Origin of the sequence: Acinetobacter sp. GFQ9D191M (genome assembly GCF_011174875.1) — a bacterium.
Classification (GTDB): domain Bacteria; phylum Pseudomonadota; class Gammaproteobacteria; order Pseudomonadales; family Moraxellaceae; genus Acinetobacter.
The window spans coordinates 93,544-105,164 of the sequence record NZ_JAALGV010000067.1 but is presented as its reverse complement, the minus strand read 5'-3'; the positions used below and the strand labels follow the sequence as shown (position 1 = coordinate 105,164).

Sequence of the window (11,621 nt, the reverse complement as noted above, 5' to 3'; positions counted from 1 at the left end):
TATTTCAGGACAAGACATTATTTTTAGATTGCGACCACTTTTACAATAATGGTTTGGCTTTCTTCTTGCTCTTCGGCTAGATATAAACGCTTTAATTCTTTGCTTTTAACTTTAAACTTTAAATTCTGGTAGTGAATGATGCTTGGGATCTGATCAAAATATTGACCATCTGCCTCAATTTCTTCCTGAAATAAAGGAGTACCCAGTTGATAATCTAGACTTTTTAATACGGAATACTTTACTGTGGTTTTCATTCTTACAACCTACTTTCCTTACGCACTTTATTTTTATTTTTACCACTGATCAGAGCAAGTTAAAACCATTAATTTCAAATATTGTCCAAGCATTAAGCAATCAGTTCAACAACTGCCAAACTTACGTTTGGAATACTAAAATTACAAAAATATTTTACCTTTCATCATAATAAAGAAATAATCTCACAGTTGATACAAAAGCAAAATGGAACTACATTGGAATAAAGATTACCTTCTAAGACAAAATAGACATTATGATTAAAACATGTTGTGGCCTGCTGGAACAAAGAAACATCAAGATTGCTTTTATTGAAAGTGCAAGTTCTGGCTATTTAACCAGTCAGTTTTCAATTTGCAAAAATGAAGGTGCTGAAATCTTGTTGGGTGGTCTGGTATGCTACGATCCGTCCGTGAAGATTAATGTTTTGGGAATTTCTCCGAATCTGATTAGTACCCATTCAGCTGAATCCATGCCTGTAACGGTTGCTCTGGCTGAGGCAGGTAAAAAAATGTTTCAGGAGGCTGACTGGATTATTGCCTGTACTGGCCTGCTTAAACCAGGCGGTAGTGCGACACCTGATAAACCGGAAGGTACTTTCTTCGCTGCTGTTTATGATGGTCTTCAGACTCACCAGTTCCAGTATTATATTAAAGGCACTCCACAGGAACGTCTCAATAAACTGGCAGCCGTCATCGCACATGACATGATTAATCTACTCAACACCTAAAGCCAAAACTGTTCATATGAGTGCTGATCAAACTTCATTATTTCTACTGTATTTATAGTTAAATTATTTCTATAAAAGTACGTTTCTTTAATGAGGCCTGATCAGTGATGAAAATAAGAATTGCAGCCATTTTGCTCGCCCTTGGCATTCCCGTATCCGCTTTCGCCACTGTCGGTGGCCCACAGAATATTGAAGTTTTGGGTTATGAAGTCAAAGACCAGAAACTTTATCTGTTGCGGCATTATCTCGATGGTCGCGGACGCCTACCTCAACTGTATTATTATAATTTTAAATCCAAAACTCCGAATCAGCTAATTCAGGTAAATTCCCTGTATATCAATCCGCAAACCAAGCAGATTGACTATGATCAGAACAGTCGCAAATTTGATCAGGAAATTGCCAAAATTAAAAAGCGACTAATTCCGCTGGTACCACTGAAAAAGCAAGCCATCCAGCTTAAGCTATTAAAGACCAGCAAAGGTACCGCCCCTGCATGGCATGACCCTAAACAGAAAGTTCCAAAATGGACTTATCAATATCGAGTGCAATCTGGCCAGTATAAAAGTCCTGTTCAACAAGCAGTCAGCTATAAAGCAGATTTAAGATTAAACCAGACTTATAAAGTACCGAAACAGAATAAAATACTGGTGACGGTAAAATACTTAGGCCTCCCATTCGAAAACGGTTATCATATTGAAGATCCAGCATTATTAAGTCGCTAAACCAATTTCAATAAAGAATCAGCAAAAAATAAGGTCTCATGGAGACCTTATTTTTTTATGTTTAGAATATCTCTGGCTTATGCAGCAGAAGTGCGCTCAGCAATTGGAACCACTTTACGCAATTCTGGACCGGTATAATCCGCGCTTGGACGGATAATCCGGTTATCTGCACGTTGTTCCATCACATGTGCTGCCCAACCTGTGACGCGTGACATCACAAAGATTGGTGTAAACAGTTTGGTTGGAATACCCATAAAGTGATAAGCAGAAGCATGGAAAAAGTCTGCATTACAGAACAGTTTTTTCTCACGCCACATCACTTCTTCACAACGCACTGAAACTGGATACAGTACAGTATCACCTACATCTTTTGCCAGTTTCTCTGACCATTGCTTGATAATGCCATTACGCGGATCATTGTCCTTATAGATCGCATGACCAAAGCCCATGATCTTTTCTTTACGCTCCAGCATGCCCAGCATTTCGCGCTCTGCTTCTTCTGGAGATTTCCAGTTTTCAATCATGTCCATTGCCGCTTCGTTGGCACCACCGTGTAATGGGCCACGTAGTGAACCAATTGCACCGGTAATACATGAATGCAGGTCAGACAAAGTTGATGCACAAACGCGCGCTGTGAAGGTTGAAGCATTAAATTCATGCTCTGCGTACAGAATCAGGGAGACATTCATCACCTGCTCATGCAGCTGATTTGGCTTCTTGCCATGCAGCAGATGTAGGAATTGTGCACCGATTGAATCATCATCGGTATTTTCATCAATGCGTACGCCGTCATGGCTATAGCGGTACCAGTAGCAAATAATTGCTGGTAGCGTCGCTAGAATACGATCAGCAACATCTTGTTGCTGATCAAAAGACTGTTCAGTCTCAAGGTTGCCCAGCATCGATACGCCAGTACGCATTACATCCATTGGATGTGAATCGGCTGGAATGCGCTCAAGCACTTCTTTTAGTGCTTGTGGCAGTACACGCAAAGATTTCAGTTTTGCTTTATAGGCTGCCAACTGTTCTGAAGTTGGTAATTCACCAAAGAAAATCAGGTAAGCGACTTCTTCAAACTGACAGTTTTCTGCCAGATCCTGTACGTCATAGCCGCGATAGGTCAGGCCTGCACCACTTTTGCCTACTGTTGAAAGTGCAGTTTTGCCTGCGACTTGTCCGCGCAATCCTGCGCCAGTGAGTACTTTTCCTTCAGCCATTGTTTTAATTCTCCTGGTTGAACAGTTTATCTAATGTGTTTTCGAAGCTGTGATAATCTAAAAATTCGTATAATTCTTTACGCGGTTGCATTTTATCCAGAACATGCACCTGTGTACCATTTTCACGCACTGAGCGCATCACTTCCAGTGCCGCTTTTTGCATCGCACGGGTGGCTGATAGCGGGTAAAGTACCATGCGAATACCCTGCTCAGCCAGTTCTTCAGTGGTGTAATATGGGGTATCACCAAATTCGGTAATATTGGCCAATACTGGGACACCAACTGCATCACATACGGTGCGATACATCGTAATATCCGTCATTGCCTCAGCAAAAATGGCATCTGCACCTGCTTCGACACAGGCACAAGCACGGTCAATCACTGCCTGCAGACCTTCTTTCTGTAATGCATCGGTACGTGCCATCACCACAAAGTTTGAATCGGTTTTAGCATCGACTGCCGCCTTGATCCGGTCAACCATTTCCTGTTGGGTCACAATTTCCTTATTCGGACGATGACCACAACGCTTTTGCGCAACCTGGTCTTCGATATGCACAGCTGCAGCGCCAGCAGCAATCATCTGCTTGATGCTACGTGCGATGTTAAATGCACCGCCCCAGCCTGTATCGATATCGACCAGTAAGGGTGTATCTACACGTTCAGTAATGCGACGCACATCTTCCAGAACATTATCCAGACTGGTCATGCCTAGATCAGGTAGACCGTAAGAATAGTTGGCAACACCGGCACCAGAGAGATAAATGGCTTTATAACCGACCTGTTTGGCCATCATGGCAGCATAGGCATTCACTGTGCCCATAATTTGTAATGGTTTTTCGACTTCAAGCGCTTGTCTAAACTTTAAACCTGCAGACATTTGTTCTGTCATCTTCCCTTCCACAGTCTTGGCTATAATTATTGAGATTTGAGTATACCGATTTGAAACCATGATGCTATAAGCCAATAGAATAAAAACTCTAAAACTTTAGTCAAACTTTTAAGTTTTACTTGATTCATTGAATAAATTCCGCCTTCATCCGGTCCGATTATTAAATCTGCGGATATATTTGTTATGATGAACTACCAAGTTTATATAACCTGTTGATATACCATCCTCTATGCAAAACCTTGTTCATCTGGAACCACTCGCCAAAGATCTGCCACAAACCAAACGTGGTCATGAGCGCTGCGTTGCGCTGCTGGTCTCTGCGACCGAACTGTTTCTGGAACATGGTTATGATGCAGTTTCTCTTGATGATATTGTCCAGCATGCAGGCGGTTCCAAGGCTTCTATTTACAAGTACTTTGGCAACAAAGAAGGCTTGTTTAAGGCCATTTGCGATTATCGTCGTATCAAGTTTTTTGAAGATATCAGTATTCCGATCGAGCTGATGGCTCTGGATTTTCGTAGTTATCTGGTACATACGCTGCTTAATTTTTATCATCAGATCATGCAACCGGAAAATTCAGCCTTTATGCGTCTGGTGCTGGAACAGAGTCAGCGTAATCCGGAACTCGCGCAGCATATTCATGAACGAGGCCCAGTACATGTACAAAGTGCGATTGCCACGGCTTTAGAACAAGCAGATGCGCAAGGTTTATTGCATTGCGAGAATCCGCAATATTCGGCCCAGTTATATTTTGGCATCTTGCGTAATCTGGAATGGCGGATTCTGATGGGAATTCCGGTACAGGAAGATGATCAGGAAATCGACAAATACATCAGTTATTGTGTGGATCGATTTTTAGACGGTCATCAAAAAGTCTAGTTTTTTTTGCATTTTTCATTGCTTATAGTATATTAGCCGATTCCGTATTTTTTCTTAAACTAACCAACAACTGATTGTTGATCGAGTTTTTCGGCAATTATTGTGGAGTAACGAATGGCTCTCCGTCACTTTCTCACCTTACGCGATTTATCAACTTTAGAACTTAACCAGATTTTGCAACGCGCAATTGAGCTTAAGCGCAAACAGCATAACAATGAAGTGTTCCAACCATTTGTTGGTAAAGTGATGGGCATGATTTTTGAAAAATCGAGTACCCGTACGCGTGTTTCGTTTGAAGCTGGCATGAGCCAATTTGGTGGTAGCGCAATTTTCCTGTCTTCACGCGATACCCAACTGGGTCGCGGTGAGCCAATTGAAGATTCTGCACGTGTGATTTCCAGCATGCTGGATATTGTGATGATCCGCACTTTCGGTCACGATATCGTAGAACGTTTTGCTTCTTATTCAAAAGTTCCAGTGATCAACGCTTTGACTGATGATCATCACCCTTGCCAGTTACTTGCTGACATGCAGACTTATCTGGAACATCGCGGTTCGATCGAAGGTAAAACTGTTGCCTGGATCGGCGATGGCAATAATATGTGTAACTCTTATATCGAAGCAGCGCACATGTGGGGCTTCAAGCTAAAAGTTGCAGCACCGAAAGGCTATGAGCCTCAAGAACAGTTCCTGTCTGAATTCGCACACTGTGTAGAACTGGTCGATACTGCTGAAGATGCAGCAGTCAATGCCGACCTGATCGTCACTGACGTTTGGGCAAGTATGGGCCAGGAAGAAGAACAGAAAATCCGTGAAAAAGCTTTTGCAGATTATCAGGTGAATGAACGCCTAATGGATCTTGCACACCCAGACTGCCTGTTCATGCATTGCTTACCTGCGCATCGTGGTGAAGAAATTTCTGAAAACATGCTGGACCACAAAAATGCTGTGGTTTGGGATGAAGCAGAAAACCGCCTTCATGCACAAAAAGCACTGGTTGAATTCCTGTTGAATGAAAACCTGAAAAAAGACTGATTCCTTCAAAAAATCTTCACAAATTAAGCACCAATCTCTGGTGCTTTTTTTGTTTCAGCTCTTATAATCAGAATTGAAATGACATAAAAAGTGATGCGATACAATGCAAAAAAAATATTGGACTTTGGCACTCCTGGCAGGTTTTAGTAGTGCTGCTTTACCGGTGTATGCTTCTGAATTCGACCAGTATCTCCAAGGAAAAGGCATTCTGGACAGCAAGTTTAAAATTGAGAAAAAAGCTGAGCTGAACGAGCTGCTCACCGTGCTAAGTGCGGAAGATTCCAAGACTTTACCGCTACAGATCGATCAGAATACAATCATAGAGCAGTTACAACTTACAGCCAATAAAACCACGCTTAAAGGCATGATCACGACACCCGACTTTAGCCAGTTTGAGAAAGACTTAGGCCGTAAAGAAGTTCTTAAAGTGATTCGTAATAATCTTCTAAATAACTGCCAGATCTTTTTTGAACATCGCTATCAGATCGTCAATTCTTATAAAATTGAACTTAGCCTCAGCTCCCAAACACACACTTATAATGTAGATCTCTCCCAAAAAGACTGTAATGTAAAATAATCTTGTCTAGAATCAATAAAGGCAGCTTTGGCTGCCTTTTATATTTTGATAAATTCTATTTTGGTAAATACAAACAGACGGTCAACGGATCAAACCTTGTGGCTGTAATATAATAATCAGTGCTCCTAGAATGACCACAATTCCCCCAAGCAGGTCCCAACGTGAAAGGCTAACCTGATCAATGAATCTCAGCCACATTAATGCTGAGAAAATATAGATTCCCCCATAGGCAGCATAAATACGCCCAGAAGCGGCAGGATGCAAAGTCAAAAGCCAGACAAAAGCAGCTAAAGCTAATGCGGTTGGAATCCATAACCACTGACTCTTAGCCTGATTTAAAATCAGGTAGGGAAAATAACAGCCCAAAATTTCCATCAATGCCGTTAATAAAAACAGAAAAAACGTGGTTAAAAGCTTGCTAATCTGGATATCCATATATTTCGCTAAATCAGAAACTCTTTAAACCAAGAGCACATAAATTAAGGGCAAATAAAACAACAAAACCCGTGCGAACACGGGTCTGATGATGATCTATTCAATGATTAAGCTGGTTCAGCAGTCTGATCTTCGAAGACTTCAAGTTTCAGACCGACAGACTTACCATTTTCTTTCTTCACAGAAACTGAAACGTTACCACCATTTTCAGCCAGTTCACCAAACAGGATCATTTCAGCCAGTGGTTTTTTCAGATGTTCCTGAATCAGACGCTGCATTGGTCGAGCACCCATCAAGCGATCATAGCCATTTTCAGCCATCCACTCACGTGCGCTTTGATCCACCTCCAGCACCACTTTCTTCTCATCCAGTTGTGCCTGAAGTTCAGTCAGGAATTTATCCACGACATTTTCAATAATGGTATTCGGCAATGCCTTGAATTGAATCACGCCGTCCAGACGGTTACGGAATTCTGGCGAGAACGCTTTCTTCATCGCTTCCTGGTTGTCATTACTGTTATCCTGTTCCATGAAACCAATGCTGACACGGGAAATACTTTCCGCACCAATATTAGTCGTTAGAACCAGCACCACATTACGGAAATCGGATTTGCGACCATTATTATCCGTTAATGAACCATGATCCATGATTTGTAATAACAGATTAAATACATCCGGATGCGCTTTTTCGATCTCATCTAGAAGTAATACACAATGCGGATTTTTGTGAATCGCATCGGTCAGTAAACCGCCTTGGTCAAAACCGACATAACCTGGAGGCGCACCGATCAGACGAGAGACTGCGTGACGTTCCATGTATTCGGACATGTCAAAACGTACCAGCTCTACACCCAGAATTTTCGCCAATTGCTTGGTGACTTCAGTTTTACCTACACCCGTTGGACCTGCGAATACAAAGCTACCCACTGGCTTATCAGGCGATTTCAGACCCGCACGTGACAGTTTGATCGCAGAAGCCAAAGCTTCAATTGCTTCATCCTGGCCGAAGACCACACGTTTCAGATCACGCTCAAGGTTTTCCAGCACAGACTTGTCATCTTTAGAAACCGTTTTCGGTGGAATACGGGCAATCTTGGACACAATGTCTTCGATGTTTTCAACCGTAATCAGGCTGTCATCTTGCTCAGCTTTCAAACGGCGTTGTGCACCGGCTTCATCAATCACGTCAATTGCTTTATCTGGCAAAAAACGGTCATTAATAAATTTCGCTGACAGCTCAACCGCAGAAACCAGTGCCTGATCGTCATACTGTACATGGTGAAAATCTTCAAATTTAGATTTCAGGCCACGCAAGATATCAATCGTTTCTGTAATCGAAGGCTCATTCACATCTATTTTTTGGAACCGACGTGACAAGGCATGATCTTTTTCAAAGACCTGACGGTATTCCTGGAATGTGGTTGAACCGATGCAACGCAATGAACCATTTGCCAATGCAGGCTTGATTAGATTCGATGCATCCATGGTGCTGCCCATGCTTGAACCTGCACCGATGATCATATGAATTTCATCAATGAACAGTACTGCATCTGGTTTTTTCTTCAAGGCATTTAATAGTTGTTTTAAACGCTTTTCGAAGTCACCACGGTATTTAGTTCCCGCCACCAGTGCGCCGATGTCTAGGCTATAGATTTCAGCATTTTCCAGTGGCTTAGGTGCCTTGCCATTCACAATTAACCAAGCCAGACCTTCAGCAATTGAAGTTTTACCTACACCTGGATCACCGACTAGCAATGGGTTATTTTTACGGCGACGGCATAAAATTTGCGCTGCCCGCTCAATTTCTTTTTCACGGCCAATCAATGGATCTGTCTTGCCGCGTTGAGCTTCCTGATTCAGGTTTGTCGTATATAACTCTAGTGGACCAGAATTATTGGAAGAAGCCGATTCACCGTCCAGTTCTTCAATTTCTTCTTCAGACTGTACTTCGTCTTTACGTGTACCATGAGAAAGGTACTGGGTTAAAGTCAGACGGTTAATCTGATGACGTTTAAGCAGATAAACCGCAAAAGAATCACGCTCAGAATACATCGCAACCAGAATATCGGCGCCTTCTACAGTACGATCACCGCCACTGGATTGAACATGGAAAATTGCACGTTGCAAAATCCGGTCAAAACTTTCTGTAGGATGAGGTGCCTGATCACTATTTTCACCGAGTTTAGGGGTATGTTGTTCTACGTACTCTTCTAATTCTTTACGCAAAACGATAATATCTGCACCACATGCTTTTAAGGCATTCACTGCAGAATCATTGTCGAGTAAAGCTAATAATAAATGTTCTACGGTCAGGAACTCATGTCTCTTTTGACGAGCCATGCTGACAGCCAAACGTAGTGATACTTCTAATTGACGACTGAGCATGCAACCCCCTTAATCTTTCGGCTCAATCTGGCAAAGTAAAGGATGACCTTGAGATCGAGCGTAATTATTGACTTGGTTCGCTTTGGTTTCCGCAATGTCTCGAGGATAGACCCCAGCTACACCTTTTCCTTCATAATGTACAGTTAGCATTACTTGTGTAGCTTGGTCAAGATTCATTGCAAAGTATTGTTGTAAAATTTCAATTACAAACTCCATGGGAGTGTAGTCGTCATTCAATAATACCACTGCATACATCGGTGGACGCTTCAGTTCAGGAGGTGCAGTCTGGACTGCAAGGTCAGCGTCATCATCGTGAAAAGGCTCGTCTGTTAAACGCGGGCTAATATGCCAATCAACCATGCCGGACTCGTAAAAAGAATTTTTGATCTCACTTAAACATTTTGGACGTTTATTGCTTGGCATACGATTTCTATTTCACACTTAATTTGCATTTGCTTCAGTTTTTGGAATCTCTGACAGGACTGTTGACTGGCTTTCAACAGCTTTCCCCTGATCCCAGCTAAAACGGCGAATCACAGGCTTAGCCCCTGAGAGGCGCACTTCAATAAATTCTGGTTTAAAGCCTTTAGGCATGGTCCAGCGACCAGTTAAACGCTCGTAATTGTCGAAATTAAAGTTTTTATCTTCAAGCGGCACAACCAGGATTTCAGTGCCCTTAATCAAACGTAACTCTACTGTACCAGAAGCGCGATTTTTGCCTGGACTAACCTGAACCAGATCAATCTGGTATTCGAAGGCATTATCAGGTAAGGCTTTAATCCCCAGATGTTGAACTGTCAGCGCTAGACCACCGCGTTGACGCAAAATCTCACGATAGATCGTACCAACGCTTTCAGCCTGCTCCTGGGCATCACGTGCCTTATTCACAGCCAGATAGAGATCATTGGCATTGCTAACGGCCAGATCACGTTCCTGTACCGCTGTATTCAGAGATTTATTCAGTGTTTCCAGACTGGTTTTCTGTTTTTGTACCACTTCAACCAGCTGCTCTGCATCCGCTTCAAAACCCACCGCAGTCAAACCTTGCCGATGCCCGACCGTATAGCCCAGCAAGCCACTACCCAGAATCAACACAGCAGCACCGATTACCAAAGGTGTATTGCCTTTCATCAATGGTTTCTTTGTAGATGGTTCCTGGATCGTCATGTTTGACTCATTATTCGGCATTTTGATCTCTGTATACTTTGTTCAAGACACACATTTAAATCCAAATCTAAATGTGTGTGAAGTTCTAATACGTTTTTTATGGTAATAAACCAATATTATTCAAGCCTGCATTTTCTGCAAAGCCAAACATCAGGTTCATGTTCTGTACTGCCTGACCAGCTGCACCTTTGACCAGATTGTCCTGAGCCACCAGAATCACCAGCTTGGCTGGTTGTGGCTTATACATTGCGATACGCAACTGGTTGGCACCGCGTACCGAACGGGTTTCTGGCGAGCTGCCTGCTGGCATAACATCCACAAACTGTTCATTGGCATAGAACTGCTCGTACAGTGACTGCAAGTCAGCTGCCTGGCCTGCTTCAGTCAAGTCGATATAAATCGTTGATAACATTCCACGAATCATTGGCACCAGATGCGGCACAAACAGGATATGGTCAAATACGCCTTTTTGACCTGAAATGTTTTCCAATGCTTCCACGATTTCAGGATGGTGACGGTGGCCCGCAACGCCATAAGCCTTAAAGTTATCAGCATTTTCAGAATAGATCATGCCCAGGCTGGCTTTACGGCCCGCACCTGATACCCCAGATTTTGCATCGATAATAATGCTTTCTGGTTTTACCAAGGCCTCACTTGATTTTAATACTGGTGCCAGACCAAGCTGAACCGTCGTTGGATAACAGCCCGGATTACCAATCACACTTGCCTGTTTGATCTGGTCACGGTTAAGCTCAGACAGACCATAAACTGAATCTTTTAACACTTCTGGGCAAGCATGTTCCATGCCATACCATTTTTCGAACTGTGCCAGATTTTGCAAACGGAAATCAGCTGCAAGGTCAATTACCTTGGTATTGGCTGCGACAAGTTCTTCAGCATGTTTCATGGCAACCCCATGTGGTGTCGCGAAAAATACCACATCACATGCTTTTAAAAGATCAAGGCTGAGGTCAGAAAACTGAAGATCCGTATGTCCACGCAGACTCGGGAACATATCGTCAACGCGACGGCCTGCTTCAGTACGTGATGTCAGTGCTTTAACCTCTACATTCGGATGTCGCAGTAATAGACGTAAAAGTTCAACGCCTGTATAACCTGTACCACCCACAATACCCACTGAAATCACGATGATTACCTCAAACTAGATGTTTCCTTTATGGGCTGTAGTATGACAGGAACTTGAGGTTTTCTAAACTGTTTCACTAGGGATTGATGGTTTTTTATTTACCCTTTTATTTTGAGTGTTTTTAAAAAATTTGAGAGGATGATACCTATTGCTTAGGCTATTTGGAAGTAAATAAATACTATCCTC

General features: G+C 42.6%; 13 protein-coding genes. 5 read left to right on the top strand and 8 right to left on the bottom strand.

The window, feature by feature from the left end; genetic code table 11:
- Nucleotides 1–23 precede the first annotated feature (23 nt).
- A complete protein-coding gene (locus G5T77_RS10330) occupies nucleotides 24–254 on the bottom strand; it encodes a hypothetical protein (RefSeq protein WP_034702487.1) in 231 nt (76 codons plus the stop codon).
- 254 nt (nucleotides 255–508) lie between these two features.
- Here G5T77_RS10330 and G5T77_RS10325 point away from each other — a divergent pair, with 254 nt between their 5' ends.
- Together G5T77_RS10325 and G5T77_RS10320 are read left to right on the top strand one after the other, a co-directional pair.
- A complete protein-coding gene (locus tag G5T77_RS10325) occupies nucleotides 509–982 on the top strand; it encodes a CinA family protein (protein WP_034702490.1) in 474 nt (157 codons plus the stop codon).
- Nucleotides 983–1,089: 107 nt separating this feature from the next.
- On the top strand, nucleotides 1,090–1,704 hold the full coding sequence (locus G5T77_RS10320; RefSeq protein ID WP_159122726.1) for an aminotransferase: 615 nt from the start codon (nucleotides 1,090–1,092) through the stop codon (nucleotides 1,702–1,704).
- 77 nt (nucleotides 1,705–1,781) lie between these two features.
- Here the strand turns inward: G5T77_RS10320 and prpC are convergent, their stop codons facing one another.
- Nucleotides 1,782–2,921 (bottom strand): 2-methylcitrate synthase, encoded by a 1,140-nt coding sequence (gene prpC / locus G5T77_RS10315; protein ID WP_005235399.1) that lies wholly within the window; start codon nucleotides 2,919–2,921, stop codon nucleotides 1,782–1,784.
- A gap of 4 nt (nucleotides 2,922–2,925) precedes the next feature.
- Entirely contained in the window at nucleotides 2,926–3,810 is an 885-nt protein-coding gene (gene prpB / locus G5T77_RS10310; RefSeq protein WP_159122727.1) for a methylisocitrate lyase, read from the bottom strand.
- Between the two features lie 229 nt (nucleotides 3,811–4,039).
- Here prpB and G5T77_RS10305 point away from each other — a divergent pair, with 229 nt between their 5' ends.
- The 3 genes from G5T77_RS10305 (at nucleotide 4,040) to G5T77_RS10295 (ending at nucleotide 6,302) form a co-directional block, all read left to right on the top strand.
- The gene (locus tag G5T77_RS10305; protein ID WP_034702501.1) at nucleotides 4,040–4,690 is read left to right on the top strand and encodes a TetR/AcrR family transcriptional regulator; all 651 of its coding nucleotides are present in this window, start codon (nucleotides 4,040–4,042) and stop codon (nucleotides 4,688–4,690) included.
- Between the two features lie 114 nt (nucleotides 4,691–4,804).
- A complete protein-coding gene (argF, locus tag G5T77_RS10300) occupies nucleotides 4,805–5,725 on the top strand; it encodes an ornithine carbamoyltransferase (RefSeq protein WP_004786004.1) in 921 nt (306 codons plus the stop codon).
- Nucleotides 5,726–5,828: 103 nt separating this feature from the next.
- Nucleotides 5,829–6,302, top strand: coding sequence for a hypothetical protein (locus tag G5T77_RS10295; RefSeq protein ID WP_159122729.1), 474 nt, complete (start codon nucleotides 5,829–5,831; stop codon nucleotides 6,300–6,302).
- Nucleotides 6,303–6,383: 81 nt separating this feature from the next.
- On the opposite strand, the gene G5T77_RS10290 is transcribed toward G5T77_RS10295, so the two are convergent.
- The 5 genes from G5T77_RS10290 to argC form a co-directional block, all read right to left on the bottom strand.
- Nucleotides 6,384–6,737 carry a YnfA family protein gene (locus G5T77_RS10290; RefSeq protein ID WP_159122730.1) on the bottom strand — a complete coding sequence of 118 codons (354 nt, stop codon included), beginning with the start codon at nucleotides 6,735–6,737 and terminating at the stop codon, nucleotides 6,384–6,386.
- A gap of 107 nt (nucleotides 6,738–6,844) precedes the next feature.
- Complete coding sequence (gene clpA, locus G5T77_RS10285; RefSeq protein WP_034702512.1) at nucleotides 6,845–9,121, bottom strand: ATP-dependent Clp protease ATP-binding subunit ClpA; 2,277 nt, start codon at nucleotides 9,119–9,121, stop codon at nucleotides 6,845–6,847.
- A gap of 9 nt (nucleotides 9,122–9,130) precedes the next feature.
- Nucleotides 9,131–9,544 (bottom strand): ATP-dependent Clp protease adapter ClpS, encoded by a 414-nt coding sequence (gene clpS / locus G5T77_RS10280; protein ID WP_034170359.1) that lies wholly within the window; start codon nucleotides 9,542–9,544, stop codon nucleotides 9,131–9,133.
- Between the two features lie 18 nt (nucleotides 9,545–9,562).
- Nucleotides 9,563–10,309, bottom strand: coding sequence for a DUF6776 family protein (locus tag G5T77_RS10275; RefSeq protein WP_159122731.1), 747 nt, complete (start codon nucleotides 10,307–10,309; stop codon nucleotides 9,563–9,565).
- Between the two features lie 76 nt (nucleotides 10,310–10,385).
- Nucleotides 10,386–11,441: an N-acetyl-gamma-glutamyl-phosphate reductase gene (gene argC / locus G5T77_RS10270; protein ID WP_171505552.1), complete on the bottom strand. Its 1,056-nt coding sequence runs from the start codon at nucleotides 11,439–11,441 to the stop codon at nucleotides 10,386–10,388.
- Between the last annotated feature and the right edge of the window lie 180 nt (nucleotides 11,442–11,621).